We start from the raw sequence: 17,626 nt of genomic DNA, 5'->3' as shown, positions 1-17,626 counted from the left end.
GCTCGGTTTGATACTCGCTACTTGCAGTTGATAACGTAACAGCATTTTGCATCAATGCATTAAATGCTAAGCCCAGGGCTTAATTTTTCTGGCAGAGTTACTTGCTCAGCCTCAACAGAAGCAACTGGGAACGCACAGTAATCGGCCGCGTAGTATGCGCTTGCTCTATGGTTACCACTGTCACCAATGCCACCAAATGGTGCAGCACTACTTGCGCCGGTAATCGGTTTGTTGAAGTTTACAATACCAGCACGAATGCGCTTAAAGAAGTGTTGGTAAGTGGCTTCACTATCACTTAATAAGCCCGCTGATAAACCAAAACTGGTGTTGTTGGCTTCATCAATCGCTTTGTCTAAATCGCTGTAGCGATACACTTTAAGTAGTGGTCCAAAGTGCTCTTCATCCGGAAGATTTTTAACGTTGCTTACATCGATAATGCCCGGTGTGACAAAGCCAGTTTCTGTGTTTGGTTGAGTCAGTTCAACCAATACTTTGCCACCTAGCTCAATAATTTTTTGCTGTGCGCCAACCATGCCTGAAGCCGCCTTGGCGCTGATCATCGAACCAATAAACGGTTGTTGTTCATCATCGTAGTAGCCGACCTTAATTGCTTTAGTCGCTGCAATTAATTTCGCTAAAATGGCATCGCCATTAGCATCGTCTTTTAAAAATAGGCGGCGTGCACAAGTACAACGTTGACCCGTTGAAATAAACGCCGACTGAATAATATCGTGAACAGCCGCATCAACATTAGCCACATCATTAACGATAAGCGGATTGTTGCCACCCATCTCTAGCGCTAAAATCTTGCCTGGCTGACCAGAAAATTGCTCATGTAAAAGTTTACCTGTGGTCGAGCTGCCAGTGAAGAATAAGCCATCGATCGCAGGGTGAGAGGCAAGTGCTTTACCGGTTTCAATTTCACCTTGCACTAAGTTGATTGCACCTTCAGGTAGTCCGGCTTGTTGCCATAATTTCATGGTAAGCTCGGCAACCATAGGGGTTAGCTCTGACGGTTTGAAAACAACCGTGTTACCAGCAATAAGAGCCGGCACAATGTGGCCATTAGGTAAGTGACCAGGGAAATTATACGGGCCAAATACGGCCACGACACCGTGTGGTTTGTGGCGAATAAATGCCTTTGCACCTGGCATGGCATTTTCAACTGTGCCAGTGCGCTCATTATAGGCTTTGATTGAAATATTGATTTTACCAATCATGGCACCCGCTTCAGTGCGCGTTTCCCATAGTGGCTTGCCTGTTTCACGGGCAATAGCAATAGCCATTTCTTCTTTGTTGTCTGTCAACACTTGCATAAAGCGGTTAACAACATCTAGGCGCTCTTCTACTTCTAACACGCCCCAGCTTTCAAAAGCTTTACGAGCGCTGGTAATGGCTTGCTCGACCTGTTCAGGTGTTGCACTGGCGCCTTGCCAGATCATTTCATTGGTCGCTGGGTTTAGCGAGGTCATTGGCTGACCAAGGCCTGCAACCCAGTCACCATTAATAAATTGTACGTTATTTGTCATAACTTCTCCCACGTTATGCTTTTGCCAAGCGAATAATATCGCCAGCGTTAACTTGTAGAGCTTTTGCTGTTTCAGTACTTATGGTGGCAATCTTACTGTCAATATCAGTTCTGACCGGCTGGTATACTGCACGGAAATTTTGCACGTCTTGATTAATCACCATGTGACGTTCTGCATCACTAACTTCACCGATGGCTACCTGATAACGCTCTGATGTGCGTACTGTTTTGATGTTTGTCAGTTCACACTCAACGGTCGGGCCGGCATCGAAGATATCGACATAACCGCGGCTGACAAAACCTTCTCGCTCAAGTAAGCGCAGTGCCGGTACGGTATCTTTGTGAACTTGGCCGATCACTTGCTGTGCTTCTTTGCTTAGTAAGCTTACATAAATCGGGTACTTAGGCATTAATTCGGCAATGAATGCTTTTTTGCCAATACCCGTTAGGTAATCTGCCGTTGGAAAGTCCATTGAGAAAAAGTGCTCTTCCAACCACTGCCAAAATGGTGAGTTACCATTTTCATCGGATACACCGCGCATTTCGGCGATCACCGTTGAATTAAAGCGCTGCGGATGCTCAGCCATAAATAAAAAGCGAACTTTCGATAAAAAACGACCATTGTTATTCGCGCGATAACTGTTGCGTAAAAACAAGGTACATAGCTCGGAAGCTCCGGTGTAATCGTTGTTCAGCGAAAGTACATCAATATTGTTGTATATATTTAGCTCGCGTGATGAATGCACAACCTTACCGACATGATAATGGTAAAAAGCGTCGTTTAAACCAACCGCGGCTTCGATACCGCTGGTACCGACGACCTCACCCGTTTCACTATCTTCCATAACAAACAGGTAACTTTCATTACCGTCAAAGTTGGTTTGTTTATGAAACGACTGGTTGGCGCCATTAATGCGATTTAATAGCAGCTCTTCATTTACCGGTAAGCTGGTAAAGCCGTGCCCTGACTCAATAGCGATTTGATGCAAGGCATCATAATCGCTACTTCTAATAGGTCTAACAATGATCATATCATCGATCCTATTGTGCTTAGGCGTTGACGATGCTAGCTACGGCTTGCTCAAAACGATCTAAGCCTTCAACAATATCGGCATCGGTAATAACCAAAGACGGTGCAAAACGGATGATGTTGGCACCAGCAACTAAGGTCATCAAACCGTGACTCATTGCTGCATTTAGAAAGTCTTTTGCGCGACCTTGATATTCGTCAGTTAACACCGCGCCGATTAATAAACCTTTACCGCGGATTTCTTTAAATACATTGTATTTTTCATTGATGGCCATTAAGCCTTGTTTGAACTGTTGCTCTTTCGCTTTTACGCCTTCTAATACCGCGACATCGTTTACGGTATCAAATGCAGCTTCAGCTACGGCACATGCTAATGGGTTACCACCGTAGGTTGAACCGTGGGTACCAATTTTTAGGTGTTTAGCAATCTCTGTTGTGGTTAACATTGCACCAATCGGGAAGCCACCACCCAGTGCTTTAGCCGTTGTTAAGATATCAGGAGTTACGCCTAAGCCCATGTAAGCATATAACTCACCTGTACGACCAACACCTGTCTGTACTTCATCGAAAATAAGTAGAGCGTTGTGTTTGTCACATAGTGCACGAACACCTTCAACAAACTCTTGCGTTGGTGAAACGATACCACCTTCACCTTGTAGAGGTTCCATTACAACTGCACAAGTCTTGTCACTAATTAGTGCTTCTAGTGATTCTAGGTTGTTGTATTCTGCGTGATCGATGGCGCCAGGCTTTGGACCAAAGCCGTCAGAGTAGGCTTCTTGACCACCCACGGTTACGGTGAAGAAGGTACGACCGTGGAAACCTTGCTTAAAGGCGATGATTTGTGATTTATCTTCGCCATATACATCAAGTGCCCAACGACGAGCTAGCTTCAATGCCGCCTCGTTTGACTCTGCGCCAGAGTTAGCGAAATAAACTTTTTCAGCAAAGGTGTTGTCGACTAATTTCTTTGCTAGGCGTAATGCTGGTTCGTTGGTCATCACGTTTGATAAATGCCAAATCTTTTCACCTTGGCTAATTAGTGCATCAACAAGTGCAGGGTGACAATGACCAAGGCAGCTGACGGCGATACCACCAGCAAAATCGATCAACTCATTATTGTCTTGATCCCAAACGCGAGAACCTTTACCACGCACTGGGATAACCGTTGACGGTGAATAGTTAGGCACCATAACGTGATCAAAAAGTTGACGATCTACTGCAAATTGCTCAGTCATATTCTGTTTCCTCATCCAAAAATTTAGGTAGTAAGCCAATTGTTAATTAACATGAATAGTTGTAATTGCGCGCATGCTGGCGCTGGCTTTACTAAAAAGAGCCAATATTATCGCAGATTTGGCAGGTTTTGTCTGTATCAAATCTAGCGCAAGCCCTGTAAAAATAAGGGGTTGCTTGGTTTTATTCAGTTTTGCTGCATAACTATTTTTTCACTTTTTGATGGTGATAAACACGCAGTGATTAGTAAATAAAACATCAAACAATGGTAAGTGGTGTTAATGGTTTGTATTGTGCTAGGTGATTAACTGCTGGATTAGCTGGTTTTGCTGGGGGGAAAGATTGACGAATTTAACGCCTAAAATAAAGTCATCGTGGGCGCAACGACGATTAATCACCAGGCGACAAGGGAGTTGCTCTAGCGGATGGTTGCTAAAGCTAAGATTAAACTCGATGGGTAACTTTTTAAACTGGGTTAGGTGCTCGACTGTTTGCTTATTAACACCAATTTCCATCCCCAATAGTGATAAATTTTGGCTTTGCGCAGGCCATTCGCTACCGTCTTTGGCAACTAATTGAACAGGAGTGATGTAGGTTTTACGAGGGCTAAAGCGTCGTTCATGTAACATGGTTTTTTGTTATTATTTAATGTGTTAATAAACGGTAACCATTAAAGTAACGAAAAAATCAAAGCTTGTCATCGGTAATGATGAATTTATATCACTTTAGCTGTAAAAAATTATTGAGTAACTGGTGACCTTGTTCAGTCAAAATGGATTCAGGATGAAATTGCACGCCGACAATGGCCAGAGTTTTGTGTTGCAAACCCATGATTTCGGCGAAATTGCCCTGCTCATCTTCACTCCAAGCGGTGACTTCTAAGCACTCAGGTAGGCTATCAGCATTGACGATTAATGAGTGATAACGGGTAACTTGTAGTGGATTATTTAAGCCAGTAAATACACTTTGGTTATTGTGCTTAATTAGCGAGGTCTTACCGTGCATCACTTTTTGCGCTTTTTCGACCTTGCCACCAAAGTGCTGGGCAATACTTTGATGCCCTAAGCAAACACCTAAAATAGGGATGATACCGGCAAACTTAGCGATAATGTCTAGTGATAAACCGGCGCTATTTGGATCGCATGGGCCTGGCGAAATCACGATGTAGTCAGGTTTTAAGTCTTCAATATCTGCGATGCTGATTTCATCGTTGCGATATACTCTGACATCTTGACCAAGTTCTTCAAAGTAGTGGACAAGATTAAAAGTAAAAGAGTCGTAGTTGTCTATCATCAACAACATTGTGGTACGCCAAGTTAGTTAAATCGTCGGCATTATACAAATAATCGTCGCTTATTTCAGCTTAACTTTTGTCGTATCTTAACGAATAACCTTTAGTGGTTCACCCTGGTGAATAACACCTTGATTGAGTGGCACGAGATTTTGACCAAAATTAATATCACCATTATCTGCACGACGATAGCTTGCCAACGTTGTTAGCGGCTCTTTATGCTCATCTCGCTCACCAGTCTTGCTATTTACTGTGGTAAAAATACAGCGGCTACATGGTTTAGCGATGGCAAAGTGCACCTCACCAATTTTTATTTCCTGCCAGTCATCCTCTGCAAATGCAGGGCAATCGGCAATCACTAAATTTGGGCGAAATTGGCTCATGCTTACCGGCTTATTTAAGCGGCTATTTAAGTCATGCAATGAACCATCACCAATAAGTAAAATCGGATAACCATCGGCAAAACTCAGTTGGTTTTGATAACCTTGCACCTGTCTTGATGAGTGAGTACCTAAAAAATATAATCGACATTGTGTTGCTAGAAATTGTGCAAACCATTGATCGGCTTCGCTACCAACATGTTGGGCATCGATGGTATCTTGCCAGACTTTAACTGGGCTGTAATGTTCGCTAAAGGCGTCTAATTTCAGCTGTAATGCTGGCATATTAGGAGCTTGAAAACGCACATAATCGTCATTATTTATGGTTAGTAGTTGACACTCAATATGAACCATATTGGCTTTGGTCCGGCCGGTAATGAATTTGCCGTTGTTGTCAGTTATCACAAAGTAGCGATCAAAGGGGACACCGCGCTCACTGATAAAGGCTTGCTGCTGACGCTGTCCTTTGCCGGATTTAAGAGGATAACTGTATATATCTTGCAAAATCATGTTCATTCCCTGTCGTGATGAAAGCGCGGATAGATTATAACACTTAATGGTTAAAGATCCGTTATACTAGGCTCACTGCGAATATCAATAGCTGTACCTCACCCGTTATGCCACACACTGACGCGCAAACCATGCAAGCGAACATGAAAATCTTATTGCCTTTATTGGCCTCTGTTGTTGCCATTACCCCGTTGGCACTCGATTTATACTTGCCTGGCATGTTATCTATTGCTGATTATTATCAGGTTTCGATTGCCGTTATTCAAAATTCATTAAGCGTGTATTTGGCGGGATACGCACTTGGTTTATTATTGTTTGGCCCTGTTGCCGATAGCATCGGTCGTCGCAAACTGGCTTTAACGGGTTTGCTGTTGTTTTCTATATTGTCACTATTATTGGCTTTTGCGCAAACCGCTGAGCAGTTTACTAGCTTGCGGTTTGCTCAAGCATTTTGTGGCAGTGCTGCAACGGTGGTGGTGCCGGGCGTCATTCGCCAGTTTTACGGCCAAAACACCGCAAAAGGCATGTCGTATGTCTCGATGATTATGATGCTGGCGCCGTTGGCTGCTCCCACACTTGGCAGTGCTATTATGTTTGTTTTTAACTGGCAGGCGATGTTCGTGTTTTTATCAGTCTATGCGTTACTGATTTTTATTGGTTGTTTACTCAAGCTCCCCGAAGTGCCTGCTCGTGCTGGTGGTCAGAGCAAGCCGAAAATAGATATTATTGGCAATTATAAAACGGTATTTTCGAGTAAGCCTGCCAGACCTTATATTCTCGCTTCGATGCTAGTATCGCTGTCGTTTTTTGCCTACTTAACGGCAATACCATTTGTTTATTTACAAATATTTAAAACCAGCGAATTTATGTTTAGCTTTTTATTTGGTCTAAATATTATCGCGCTCATGCTCGCCCATGTGTTTAATACTAAAATGGTTGGCAAATTAGGATCGCAACGCATATTAGTTGGCGCATTTTTTATGGGAACGATAGCCGCAGCCTTGTTAGTGCTCGTTAATACCTTTGGCTTACCGCTCTTTTGGACTGTGATCTGTATATTGCCACTGATGTCGTCCATATCATTAATCGCGGTGAGCGCCGACTCACTAATATTGATCAGTTTTGCTAACAATACCGGGACCGCGACTGCGGTTATTGGTACCTTGCGTTTTGGTGTTGGTGCCTTAGCTGGGCCTATATTGACGTTTTTTCACAATGATACCGCCATTCCGTTTACGGTATTGATGTTTGTTTCTGTGCTTGCCATAGGTGTGTTTCAGCGCGCGAACATTAACGATGTCTTGTTCGCCAAGAAAAGCGATAGCTAAGCATAACGATAGCAATAGGTAGCGATAATACCTAATGTTGCGGTCTTGGGCTGGAACGATATTCGATGCAGCAATTTTACTCCAAGCGGAATGATTTAAGCTAACTAATTCGCTTACTATTATAACTTGTTATACAAAATTGGTTTGTGATTGATTACTTACAATCGAGCTCAATCGCACTGGCTTGATTAGTCTTTTTGTTCAGCTGATTTTTTAAGCTCAGCTTGTTGAATTCGCCATTTTTGTAATTCGCTATAGTAAAAATCCCACACACACGGGTTACACGAACCACTTTCACAACACTCGCCGTCACCCGGTGGTAATGGTTTTTCAATAACGTCTATCTGCTCTGTCATATTGATCTCTAATCTTGTTTATCGCGCGGTTAACCTGTTACTTACTAGTACGTAACCTGATCATGCGGTGCTCACTATCATGTGATTTTACTGTGCTTTGTTGTAATAAAAAACCCTGCATTTGCAGGGTTTTGTGATTCAAAACGGGCCGACTATCGATTACTCAATATCAGCAAGCTTTTTCTCAAGGTAGTGAATGTTGGCACCACCACGAGCAAACCCAACATCGGCCATGATGTCTTCTTGCAGGGTGATGTTGGTTTTAATACCATCGATCACTAGCTCATCTAAGGCGTTTTTCATGCGCGCGATAGCAACATCACGAGTTTCACCGTAAGTGATCAGTTTACCGATCATTGAGTCATAATGAGGCGGCACTGAGTAGTCAGTGTATACGTGAGAATCCCAACGTACACCCATACCACCTGGGGCATGAAAACGTGTTATTTTACCCGGTGAAGGGATAAAGGTACGCGGATCTTCAGCGTTAATACGACACTCAATAGCATGACCTTTCACTTGGATATCTTCTTGCTTCAGGCTTAGCTTTTCACCAGCGGCAACGCGCAATTGCTCTTTGATTAGGTCTACACCAGTCACCATTTCAGTCACTGGGTGCTCAACCTGAATACGGGTATTCATTTCAATGAAGTAGAACTCACCGTTTTCGTATAAAAATTCGAAGGTACCTGCACCGCGGTAACCAATTTCGATACACGCATTACAACAACGCTCACCAATTTTTGCACGTACTTCTTCAGTAATGCCAGGAGCAGGCGCTTCTTCAACCACCTTTTGGTGACGACGTTGCATTGAACAGTCACGCTCACCTAAGTGAATTGCACCACCTTGACCATCAGCAAGCACTTGAATTTCAACGTGACGAGGGTTTTCTAGGAATTTCTCCATGTACACCATGTCATTGTTGAATGCGGCACGGGCTTCTGCTTTGGTTAATTGAATTGATTCAAGCAAGTCGGCTTCATCGCGTACAACACGCATACCACGACCACCGCCACCACCTGAGGCTTTGATGATTACTGGGTAGCCAATACGACGACCATGTGCAAGGTTTGCTTGTTCGTCATCAGTTAGTGGGCCATCTGAGCCTGGTACACAAGGTACGCCAGCTTTTTTCATCGCTTCGATAGCCGATACTTTATCACCCATTAGGCGAATCGCATCAGCTTTTGGACCGATGAAGGCAAAACCTGAATCTTCTACCTGCTCCGCAAAATCAGCATTTTCTGCAAGGAAACCATAACCTGGGTGGATCGCATCCGCGTCGGTTACTTCCGCAGCGGTGATGATGCGTGGAATATCAAGGTAGCTTTCTGTTGCTGCTGGTTTACCAATACAAATGGTTTCGTCGGCTAGCAACACATGTTTTAGATTTTTATCTGCCGTTGAATGGACAGCAACCGTTTTGATGCCGAGCTCTTTACAAGCGCGTAAAATACGCAAGGCAATCTCACCACGGTTGGCTATAACAACTTTATTTAACATGGAATTAGTCTTCCCCGATTGCTTATTCGATTACGAATAACGGTTGATCAAATTCAATTGTATCTTCGTTTTCAGCAAGAATTTGTTTAATAACACCTGATTTATCAGCTTCGATTTGGTTCATCATTTTCATCGCTTCAACGATACATAGTGTGTCGCCAGCGTTAACGTGTTGACCAACTTCAACAAACTTAGGTGCATCAGGAGATGACGCTGAGTAGAACGTACCAACCATTGGTGAACGTACAATGTGACCAGAAATCGCTTCTGCCGCTGGCGCCGCTGGAGCAGCTGTAACTGGTGCTGCAACTGGTGCCGCTACTGGCGCCGCAACTGGTGCTGCCATTACTTGACCGCCACGGCTGATGCGTACCGACTCTTCGCCTTCTGAGATTTCTAGTTCGCTAATACCTGAATCTTCAACAAGCTCAATTAGTTTTTTAATTTTACGAATATCCATTAGTACACCTTAAATAATGTTTTTATGTATTTTTATTCAGTTGATAATGGGCGTGTTGCAAGGCATATGAGTAGCCATGTGCGCCAAGCCCACAAATTACACCATCGGCTATATCCGAAAGGTATGAATGTTTTCTAAATTGTTCGCGTGCATGAACGTTTGATAAATGCACTTCAACAAATGGAATGTCGACTGCTAACAATGCATCCCGTAACGCTACGCTGGTATGAGTAAACGCCGCAGGGTTAATAATGATGTAGTCGACAACACCATATGCTTGGTGAATGCGCTCAATAAGTTCGTGTTCAGCGTTGCTTTGCAACTGCGACAGTTCGATATTTAGTTGCTTAGCTTGTTGGCTTAGCGAATCTATTATGTTGGCCAAAGTTTGCGAACCGTACAGATTAGGCTCACGTTTGCCTAGCATGTTTAAGTTCGGACCATTTAACACTAAAACTTTATATCTTGTCGTCATCTGCAGAGAAATCCATATTAATTTTTATTTTTAATAAACTTGCTCGTTTTTTTAGTCGAGCAACTTTGAGTTTATCCTAATATGACACGGTTTTTTTAAATTGCAGCACATTATAGAGATTTTCGCAGAAGTTAGCAGTAAAATACTGGTCTAATCACTACAGATTGATTTTGGTCAATAAAAAAGCCCCAATAAGTAAACTTATTGAGGCTTAGCATTAACACTGATTATTTTATGAATTGAAAATGCGTTTTATGTGAGCAGCGAAGGGCTCAGCTTGCATAAATCCAGTGACGCGTTGTTGCGTTAATTCGTTGCCATCTTCATCAAAGAATAAAATTGCCGGCAAGCCAAACACGTTAAAGTGTTCCATAATTTCAACGCTAGCATCAGAGCCAGTGTCGGTTAAATCGATTTTGACTAATAGCGTGTTGCTGAGCGCTTGTTGCACACTCGCTACAGGGAAGGTGTATTTTTCAAACTCTTTACAGGCGACACACCAATCAGCGTACAAATCGACCATCACCGTTTGGCCATTACTATTTGCGTCGCGAACCGTTTGTTTAAGTTCATTTAAATCTTTAACAACAACAAACTGTTTTGCTGTGGCTTGTTGGCTCACAGCGGATTGACCAACTAAGGTTTGATAACCGATGGTAGCGGCAAAAAACATCAACACAAAAATAACTAAGCTGCGCAGGCCAAACCAAAAGCCTTTATTGCCATTGTCGGTTTGCGAATTAACAACGTAAAAATAGGTTGCGGTGACCAGCAGTAATGCCGCCCAAAGTAAGTTCGTTACCGTTTCTGGTAAGAAGCGTTCAAGCAAAAACACGGGGACTGCTAACAATAAGAAACCAAATACATTTTTAATGATGTTCATCCAATTGCCTGCTTTTGGCAATAACTTACCACCTGAGCTACCTAAGATAAGCAGCGGAATCCCCATACCAATACTTAACGCATATAGAGCTGAGGCACCAACCACGACATCGCCCGTTTGCGCTATATAAATTAGCGCGCCAGTTAATGGTGCGGTAGTACACGGAGAGGCGACTAAGCCCGAAATAGCCCCCATGGTAAATACCGAACCAATGGCACCACCTTTTTGTTCATTACTTAATTCGGTCAGTTTATTTTGCCAGCTCGATGGTAAGGCGAGGTTGAAAACGCCGAACATAGATAAAGCCAAAATAATAAATAATATACTTAGCGCAATAAGCACGATTGGGTGTTGGAATGCTGCTTGAAATTGCGCACCAGCCATCGCCACAACCACGCCTAATATGGTGTAGGTGATTGCCATACCTTGTACGTAAGCAAACGATAGCGTTGCCGCACGTTTGGTGGTGAGTTTGTTACCTTGACCAACAATGATACCGGTAAGAATTGGGTACATTGGAAACACACATGGGGTAAATGACAATAATAAGCCTAAGCCAAGAAAACTTAACAACACCAGCAGCAGGTTGTCGGAACTCAACTTAGCAGCCAGCTCATCTTGCTGACTAAGAGGAGCTTTGCTGATGTTATTCGTACTACCAGTAGCATTACTCACAGCCTCATTAGCCGCGCTATTATCGGCAGCGCTTAAACCGGCAAGAATGGCGTCGCTGCTGGCGCTATTGACGGCGTTAAGTGGAATAAGCTTTTTCGTTGGCGGGTAACACAAGCCTTTGTCGGCACAGCCTTGGTAGGTAATTGTTAGCTGTGCATTAGCACTGGCCTGGGCTATCTCGACGATAAATTTGGCTTGTTGATAATAAACTTGCTGAATACCAAAGTATTCATCTTCATGTTCAACGCCCAAAGGCAGGATAGATGTGCGCAATTGACCATTGTCTATGCTGAATTTGAATTTATCGCGATATAAGTAATAGCCATCGGCAATGCCAAAGTATATTTCTACCTTGTTGTCTTGCTGATAAAAGTCAAAGCGAAACGCTTCGTCAACCGGTAAAAACTCTTCCGTATTGGATAAAGTATTATCAATAGCGGAGGTGTCAAAAATTGAACTTTGCGCATGTGCCTGCAATGGAGCGAACAACAGCAGCGCTGAAAATATTAACGTTATTAATTGCATCAGTTACTTCACAGATTCTTTTAGCCAGTTTAAATACAATGGATTACCTTGGTTGATATCGATTGCTATGATCTCACACACATCATAAGGATGGATAGACTCAATGCATTGCTCAATCTCGCTAAATAACGATGTTTTACTCTTGATCAATAAGGTGACTTCGTTATCTATTTCGATATTGTCTTGCCAACGATATACTGAGCTGACATTGGCGATTATGTTAACACAGGCGGCGAGTTTATCACCTACTAATCGTTTCGCAATAGTGGTTGCTACTTCGTTGTTCGGGCAATTACATAAAACAATTTGATACATAGTTTTTCGCTTTCTTTCCAATATGACATCCGTTGGCATTACGCCTTGATTTTACGAGCTTTGTCTAGCTTATAACAATGTGCTGATAGCAGAGCATAATGCTTTATGGCGGTTTCGCGTTATGACGTTTGCTTGAAATAGACCTGACAACCCCAATATTAGTTACAAAGATTATCGTTATAGTAAACGCACAAGAGCTCTTAAATGTTTAAAGTTTTATTTTTATTATTTGTCATCATGCCGATTATCGAAATTATGGTATTGATGAACGTTGGTGCGTTGATTGGTGTATTACCGACAATAATATTGGTGATCATTACCGCTTGGCTAGGTGCCGGTATGGTGCGTCAGCAGGGCTTAGCAACCTATCAGTCGGTGCAACACAAACTTGCCGCAGGGCAAATGCCATCAGATGAAATTATCGCGGCATTGTTATTATTGGTTGCTGGCGTTTTACTGCTAACCCCAGGATTTATTACCGATGGCTTTGGCTTAGCGTTATTGTGGCCTGTATCGCGACAGGCGATAGTGAAAATAATTCAAAAACAACTATTGAAATCGCAACAAAATGGCACCACGTTTTTTTACAGCAGCTATCAACATCAACAACAAGGCCGTTATCAACAATCGGCAGATGATGTCATTGACATAGAAGTATCAAGTAAAGACGTTGATGCTGACGAAAACCAACCCAAGTTGGATAAATAACAGAATTGGCTACTAATAATGCAAAAATATTGTTAGTGACCCTTGAAAAAGCAAAAACATACCCTTATTTGCTTTAAACATAATGATTTAAAAACAACTTTTAACTTGTTTCAGGAGAAAGTAAATGAGCATTCGTCCTTTACACGATCGTGTGATCATCAAACGTAAAGAAGTAGAAACTAAATCTGCTGGCGGTATCGTGTTAACTGGTAGCGCTGCTGAAAAATCAACCCGTGGTGAAGTTGTTGCTGTAGGCAACGGCCGTATCTTAGAAAACGGTGATGTACGTCCACTAGACGTTAAAGTAGGTGACCAGGTGATTTTCTCTGAAGGCTACGGCGCAAAAACAGAAAAAATCGATGGTGAAGAAGTTCTTATTTTAAGCGAAGCCGACATTTTGGCTGTTGTTGAATAACAACCCGACTCATTTATAAAAATATTAGAGGAATTAAAAATGGCAGCAAAAGACGTATTATTTGGTAATGATGCTCGCGTTAAAATGCTAAGCGGCGTTAATGTTTTAGCTGATGCAGTTAAAGTTACATTAGGTCCAAAAGGCCGTAACGTTGTTTTAGACAAAAGCTTTGGTGGCCCAACAATCACTAAAGACGGTGTAAGCGTTGCAAAAGAAATCGAACTAGCAGACAAGTTCGAAAACATGGGCGCACAAATGGTTAAAGAAGTTGCGTCAAAAGCAAACGATGAAGCGGGTGACGGTACAACGACGGCGACCGTATTAGCGCAATCAATTGTAAACGAAGGCTTAAAATCAATCGCAGCGGGCATGAACCCAATGGATATTAAGCGCGGTATCGACCAAGCGGTTGTTGCAGCGGTTGCCGAATTAAAAGAGCTTTCTACGCCATGTGCTGACAACAAAGCAATCGAGCAAGTGGGTACCATCTCAGCGAACTCTGATGCAACCGTTGGTCAAATCATTGCCACTGCAATGGACAAAGTAGGCACTGAAGGTGTTATCACTGTTGAAGAAGGCCAAGCCCTTAACGACGAACTAGACGTTGTTGAAGGTATGCAGTTTGACCGTGGTTACCTTTCTCCTTACTTCATCAACAAGGCAGAAAACGGTACCGTTGAACTTGAAAACCCATTCATCTTATTAGTTGACAAAAAAGTATCTAATATCCGTGAACTACTAGGTACGCTTGAAGGCGTTGCCAAAGCTGGTAAGCCACTATTAATCATCGCTGAAGATGTTGAAGGTGAAGCATTAGCAACACTAGTTGTAAACAACATGCGCGGTATCGTTAAAGTTGCTGCGGTTAAAGCACCTGGCTTTGGTGATCGTCGTAAAGCAATGCTGCAAGACATCGCGGTACTAACCGCTGGTACCGTAATCTCTGAAGAGATCGGCATGGAGCTTGAAAAAGCAACTCTTGAAGATCTTGGTCAAGCAAAGCGTGTTGTTATCTCTAAAGACAACACGACTATTATCGATGGTATCGGTGAGCAAGCTGAAATCGAAGGCCGCGTAGCGCAAATTCGTCAGCAAATCGAAGAAACATCGTCAGACTACGACAAAGAGAAACTACAAGAGCGTCTAGCTAAATTAGCTGGCGGTGTTGCAGTAATCAAAGTGGGTGCAGCAACTGAAGTTGAAATGAAAGAGAAGAAAGACCGTGTCGAAGACGCGCTTCACGCAACTCGTGCTGCAGTTGAAGAAGGTGTTGTTGCCGGTGGTGGTGTTGCTCTAGTTCGTGTTGCTGACAAGCTAAAAGGTCTTGAAGGTATCAACGAAGATCAAAACCACGGTATTAAAGTTGCCCTTCGTGCAATGGAAGCGCCTCTACGTCAAATCGTAACCAACTGTGGTGACGAAGCTGCAGTTGTACTAAACGCAGTTCGTCAAGGCGAAGGTAACTTTGGTTACAACGCTGGTAACGGTACTTACGGTGATATGCTAGAGATGGGTATCTTAGATCCAACTAAAGTAACTCGTAGCGCACTACAGTTCGCAGCATCAGTAGCAGGCCTAATGCTAACTACCGAAGCTATGGTAACTGAAGCTCCACAAGACTCAGCAGCTCCTGCAATGCCTGACATGGGCGGCATGGGTGGCATGGGTGGCATGGGCGGTATGATGTAATCCCCCGAGCTAACCATAGCTTCAATAAAGCCTCGCACTAGCGGGGCTTTTTTGTGTCATAAGGTTAGAGAAAATTACGAAAGTTTTGCCTAGAACAGGCTTTCTTAAATGTGGTTAAGTTAGCGGATATATGAGGGCGACAATGTTGTAAGTTATTTATATACAAGACTTATACTTTGATTTTTTGCCTTTACTTGGTTGTTTGTAATCAATTTGATATGTTGCTACTTTAGTCTTTGGGTTAGCGAAATATTAATAAGGGTCACCAAGGATGAAGCTTAATCAAGTATTATCAGCAGTAAATCAATTCGAAAAATCTAAGTTTATTACAAGTTTAGATAAGCTTTGTAATAGTGCTGGAGGGAATGAAAAAAAACTGGCTAGAGTTATTGAAAAAATTGATGGTCAAATTAAAAATGCTAGTAGTAGTGAGATAAATTTACTATTTAAAGCTGTTGAGCATTTATTCAAGAGAGAAGTTAAAGAGCAGTTATCGATGACTTCTGCCCAGCTTAATTTACTTATAAATATACTAACACGAGACGGTAACTGTGTTGCACGAATAAGTTGGATTGAAACGTTATATTCCAAAGAGTGGAAAGCTCTAAATGTACTATCTCGAGATTTACAAAAAGAAATAGCGCAATCTGATTCAGAAAGCATCGAAGAAAGATCTTACAAGCTAGATATCTACAAGTCATGTATGGAAGAAGCATACAGGAACGATGAAAAATACAACAGACAGGCCAAAGTGACTGATGAAGAGAGAACAATATTAAATAGATTAGCATCCAAACTTCATATATCAGCGGATGAATGTGCAGCTATTGAGCACTTAGTCGACCCTATTCCCAAAACCGGTGTTTTAGATGCGCTAAATATATTGCGTGATATGGGGGTGCTGTTCATTAGTAAAAAACGACAAGAAGTGTTTGTTCCTGATGAAATGGTTCGTGTTTTAAATCAGATTCAAGGTAAAGATCTTCAAGAAAAATACATATTGAGAATACTTAGAACATTTTCTGATGCGGAACTATCAAATGTACTGAAGGTTCACGGGAGAAAAATAAGGGGAGTATCTCGTTTAGACAAAATTAGTCAAATACTTCACCTAGGCATTACTGGCGCTGTGTTACTAACTCGTGACATGTTTGGCGGTGGAGAGCCAATAAACCAGCGAAAAGAGCGTTTAAAACAGCTTATCAGTGACTTAGACATCGAAACAGACAAACTGGGAACCACCATACAAGAACGAGTTGAGTTAATCATTTCATATTTACAAAACTCGACAGAAAAAGAATTTGATTCACTGAGTGCTAGCGGTTTTAAAGAGTTATTGAAAGCTTTAGAACTTCATCATAGCGAGCTGTTTATCGAAATTAAGCACGCTTTCGAATTGGAAGAAAATGAAGCTATAGATACTGAAAAGCTTAGAGCATTATCTATCACTCCTCATGATATTTTATACCTATTAACTAATGAGAAAGTAAAAGAAATTAGAGATGCGATGGGACTCAGTAAAAAAGGTAACCCAAGATTTCTGATTTTAGAAAGCTTCGCTAGCGCCACGGATAGATTAATAGATAATTATGCGTTACTTGCTTGCCGAGATTTAGCTGGATTAAAAAATGTTGGGATCGATATTGCGGAAGCTGATATAGGGGTGAAGTTTGAGGAAGTAACAAAGGCTATTTTTGAATCTTTGGATTTAAATGTTGATGAGGATCTAAGAAAAGATTTAAATACTTCAAAAGATAAGGCGGATATAGTAATCTCATTAAGCGATGATGATATCATTATTGGAGAGGCGAAAACGTGTAAAAATGGTGACTTTGCGAAGTATTCTACAACGTCGAGACAAGTGAAGTCTTATGTAACTAGGGCAGAGAATAACGGTAAACGCGTAGCACAAGTGCTAATTGTTGCCCCAAGTTTTTCAGAAGACTTCATCGAAAGTGCTGAAATGGATACTGAAGTAAATATTTCGCTGCTTGAAGCTGAAGGATTGAAGTTAATTTTGGATGCCTTCAAAAGTAAAAGAAATCCTAAATTCTCCCCGAAGTTATTAACAAAAGGCGGTTTGTTAAAAGCGAATTTAATAGCCAAAAATATCTAAAGTAAAGGTTGCATATTGCCTCGCACTAGCGGGGCTTTTTTATATCTGTAGTTTATCAGTGAGTTTTTGCTATCACTAATAAACTGGCAGGTTTACTTTACGGTTATTCAGCTCTTAACTTAGGGGGCAATTACGCTAAAAATTTAGGCTGTTGCTATTCTAAGTGTCAGAGTCAGCAATAGGGTTTCAGCTAAATGTAG

At 42.1% G+C, this 17,626-nt stretch carries 17 protein-coding genes; 5 read left to right on the top strand and 12 right to left on the bottom strand.

Translation table 11 applies throughout. The annotated features are described in order from the left end of the window. Positions 1-59: 59 nt before the first annotated feature. The 6 genes from astD to ACAX20_RS13330 all read right to left on the bottom strand — a co-directional run bounded on the left by astD (position 60) and on the right by ACAX20_RS13330 (position 5,975). Positions 60-1,529 (bottom strand): succinylglutamate-semialdehyde dehydrogenase, encoded by a 1,470-nt coding sequence (astD, locus tag ACAX20_RS13355; RefSeq protein WP_371186967.1) that lies wholly within the window; start codon positions 1,527-1,529, stop codon positions 60-62. A gap of 13 nt (positions 1,530-1,542) precedes the next feature. Beyond that, positions 1,543-2,559: an arginine N-succinyltransferase gene (gene astA, locus ACAX20_RS13350; RefSeq protein WP_371186965.1), complete on the bottom strand. Its 1,017-nt coding sequence runs from the start codon at positions 2,557-2,559 to the stop codon at positions 1,543-1,545. A 19-nt stretch (positions 2,560-2,578) separates the two neighbouring features. After that, on the bottom strand, positions 2,579-3,796 hold the full coding sequence (locus ACAX20_RS13345) for an aspartate aminotransferase family protein (protein WP_371186963.1): 1,218 nt from the start codon (positions 3,794-3,796) through the stop codon (positions 2,579-2,581). 294 nt (positions 3,797-4,090) lie between these two features. After that, positions 4,091-4,423: a PilZ domain-containing protein gene (locus ACAX20_RS13340; RefSeq protein WP_371186961.1), complete on the bottom strand. Its 333-nt coding sequence runs from the start codon at positions 4,421-4,423 to the stop codon at positions 4,091-4,093. 91 nt (positions 4,424-4,514) lie between these two features. Beyond that, positions 4,515-5,096, bottom strand: coding sequence for an aminodeoxychorismate/anthranilate synthase component II (locus tag ACAX20_RS13335; RefSeq protein ID WP_371186959.1), 582 nt, complete (start codon positions 5,094-5,096; stop codon positions 4,515-4,517). 78 nt (positions 5,097-5,174) lie between these two features. Continuing rightward, positions 5,175-5,975 carry an MOSC domain-containing protein gene (locus ACAX20_RS13330; protein WP_371186957.1) on the bottom strand — a complete coding sequence of 267 codons (801 nt, stop codon included), beginning with the start codon at positions 5,973-5,975 and terminating at the stop codon, positions 5,175-5,177. 107 nt (positions 5,976-6,082) lie between these two features. Here ACAX20_RS13330 and ACAX20_RS13325 point away from each other — a divergent pair, with 107 nt between their 5' ends. After that, positions 6,083-7,303 (top strand): multidrug effflux MFS transporter, encoded by a 1,221-nt coding sequence (locus tag ACAX20_RS13325; RefSeq protein ID WP_371186955.1) that lies wholly within the window; start codon positions 6,083-6,085, stop codon positions 7,301-7,303. 188 nt (positions 7,304-7,491) lie between these two features. Here ACAX20_RS13325 and ACAX20_RS13320 read toward each other — a convergent pair whose 3' ends face one another. The 6 genes from ACAX20_RS13320 to cutA form a co-directional block, all read right to left on the bottom strand. Next, positions 7,492-7,659 (bottom strand): oxidoreductase-like domain-containing protein, encoded by a 168-nt coding sequence (locus ACAX20_RS13320; protein WP_371186954.1) that lies wholly within the window; start codon positions 7,657-7,659, stop codon positions 7,492-7,494. Between the two features lie 159 nt (positions 7,660-7,818). Then, entirely contained in the window at positions 7,819-9,165 is a 1,347-nt protein-coding gene (accC, locus tag ACAX20_RS13315) for an acetyl-CoA carboxylase biotin carboxylase subunit (protein WP_371186952.1), read from the bottom strand. A gap of 22 nt (positions 9,166-9,187) precedes the next feature. Beyond that, positions 9,188-9,625, bottom strand: a complete 438-nt coding sequence (gene accB, locus ACAX20_RS13310) for an acetyl-CoA carboxylase biotin carboxyl carrier protein (RefSeq protein ID WP_371186950.1) — start codon at positions 9,623-9,625, stop codon at positions 9,188-9,190. A 22-nt stretch (positions 9,626-9,647) separates the two neighbouring features. Beyond that, complete coding sequence (aroQ, locus tag ACAX20_RS13305) at positions 9,648-10,100, bottom strand: type II 3-dehydroquinate dehydratase (protein ID WP_371186948.1); 453 nt, start codon at positions 10,098-10,100, stop codon at positions 9,648-9,650. A gap of 232 nt (positions 10,101-10,332) precedes the next feature. Beyond that, positions 10,333-12,183, bottom strand: coding sequence for a protein-disulfide reductase DsbD (locus ACAX20_RS13300; RefSeq protein WP_371186946.1), 1,851 nt, complete (start codon positions 12,181-12,183; stop codon positions 10,333-10,335). A gap of 3 nt (positions 12,184-12,186) precedes the next feature. Further along, positions 12,187-12,498 carry a divalent-cation tolerance protein CutA gene (gene cutA, locus ACAX20_RS13295; RefSeq protein WP_371186944.1) on the bottom strand — a complete coding sequence of 104 codons (312 nt, stop codon included), beginning with the start codon at positions 12,496-12,498 and terminating at the stop codon, positions 12,187-12,189. A gap of 204 nt (positions 12,499-12,702) precedes the next feature. Between cutA and ACAX20_RS13290 the strand changes: the two genes are divergently transcribed. The 4 genes from ACAX20_RS13290 to ACAX20_RS13275 all read left to right on the top strand — a co-directional run bounded on the left by ACAX20_RS13290 (position 12,703) and on the right by ACAX20_RS13275 (position 17,426). After that, positions 12,703-13,206 carry an FxsA family protein gene (locus ACAX20_RS13290; RefSeq protein WP_371186942.1) on the top strand — a complete coding sequence of 168 codons (504 nt, stop codon included), beginning with the start codon at positions 12,703-12,705 and terminating at the stop codon, positions 13,204-13,206. Between the two features lie 124 nt (positions 13,207-13,330). Continuing rightward, a complete protein-coding gene (locus ACAX20_RS13285) occupies positions 13,331-13,621 on the top strand; it encodes a co-chaperone GroES (protein WP_371186940.1) in 291 nt (96 codons plus the stop codon). Positions 13,622-13,660: 39 nt separating this feature from the next. Next, positions 13,661-15,310: a chaperonin GroEL gene (gene groL / locus ACAX20_RS13280; protein ID WP_371186938.1), complete on the top strand. Its 1,650-nt coding sequence runs from the start codon at positions 13,661-13,663 to the stop codon at positions 15,308-15,310. A gap of 271 nt (positions 15,311-15,581) precedes the next feature. After that, positions 15,582-17,426 (top strand): hypothetical protein, encoded by a 1,845-nt coding sequence (locus tag ACAX20_RS13275; protein ID WP_371186937.1) that lies wholly within the window; start codon positions 15,582-15,584, stop codon positions 17,424-17,426. Positions 17,427-17,626 lie beyond the last annotated feature (200 nt).

The organism is Thalassotalea sp. Sam97 (assembly GCF_041379765.1).
In the GTDB taxonomy this organism is placed as follows: Bacteria; Pseudomonadota; Gammaproteobacteria; order Enterobacterales; family Alteromonadaceae; genus Thalassotalea_A; species Thalassotalea_A maritima.
This window is presented reverse-complemented; position numbering and strand designations above follow the sequence as displayed.

Excerpts from the sequence above, each read along its gene's own strand:
- astD (WP_371186967.1), bottom strand. The coding sequence starts at position 1,529 with ATGACAAATAACGTACAATTTATTAATGGTGACTGGGTTGCAGGCCTT.
- astA (WP_371186965.1), bottom strand. The coding sequence starts at position 2,559 with ATGATCATTGTTAGACCTATTAGAAGTAGCGATTATGATGCCTTGCAT.
- ACAX20_RS13345 (WP_371186963.1), bottom strand. The coding sequence starts at position 3,796 with ATGACTGAGCAATTTGCAGTAGATCGTCAACTTTTTGATCACGTTATG.
- ACAX20_RS13340 (WP_371186961.1), bottom strand. The coding sequence starts at position 4,423 with ATGTTACATGAACGACGCTTTAGCCCTCGTAAAACCTACATCACTCCT.
- ACAX20_RS13335 (WP_371186959.1), bottom strand. The coding sequence starts at position 5,096 with ATGTTGTTGATGATAGACAACTACGACTCTTTTACTTTTAATCTTGTC.
- ACAX20_RS13330 (WP_371186957.1), bottom strand. The coding sequence starts at position 5,975 with ATGATTTTGCAAGATATATACAGTTATCCTCTTAAATCCGGCAAAGGA.
- ACAX20_RS13325 (WP_371186955.1), top strand. The coding sequence starts at position 6,083 with ATGCCACACACTGACGCGCAAACCATGCAAGCGAACATGAAAATCTTA.
- ACAX20_RS13320 (WP_371186954.1), bottom strand. The coding sequence starts at position 7,659 with ATGACAGAGCAGATAGACGTTATTGAAAAACCATTACCACCGGGTGAC.
- accC (WP_371186952.1), bottom strand. The coding sequence starts at position 9,165 with ATGTTAAATAAAGTTGTTATAGCCAACCGTGGTGAGATTGCCTTGCGT.
- accB (WP_371186950.1), bottom strand. The coding sequence starts at position 9,625 with ATGGATATTCGTAAAATTAAAAAACTAATTGAGCTTGTTGAAGATTCA.
- aroQ (WP_371186948.1), bottom strand. The coding sequence starts at position 10,100 with ATGACGACAAGATATAAAGTTTTAGTGTTAAATGGTCCGAACTTAAAC.
- ACAX20_RS13300 (WP_371186946.1), bottom strand. The coding sequence starts at position 12,183 with ATGCAATTAATAACGTTAATATTTTCAGCGCTGCTGTTGTTCGCTCCA.
- cutA (WP_371186944.1), bottom strand. The coding sequence starts at position 12,498 with ATGTATCAAATTGTTTTATGTAATTGCCCGAACAACGAAGTAGCAACC.
- ACAX20_RS13290 (WP_371186942.1), top strand. The coding sequence starts at position 12,703 with ATGTTTAAAGTTTTATTTTTATTATTTGTCATCATGCCGATTATCGAA.
- ACAX20_RS13285 (WP_371186940.1), top strand. The coding sequence starts at position 13,331 with ATGAGCATTCGTCCTTTACACGATCGTGTGATCATCAAACGTAAAGAA.
- groL (WP_371186938.1), top strand. The coding sequence starts at position 13,661 with ATGGCAGCAAAAGACGTATTATTTGGTAATGATGCTCGCGTTAAAATG.
- ACAX20_RS13275 (WP_371186937.1), top strand. The coding sequence starts at position 15,582 with ATGAAGCTTAATCAAGTATTATCAGCAGTAAATCAATTCGAAAAATCT.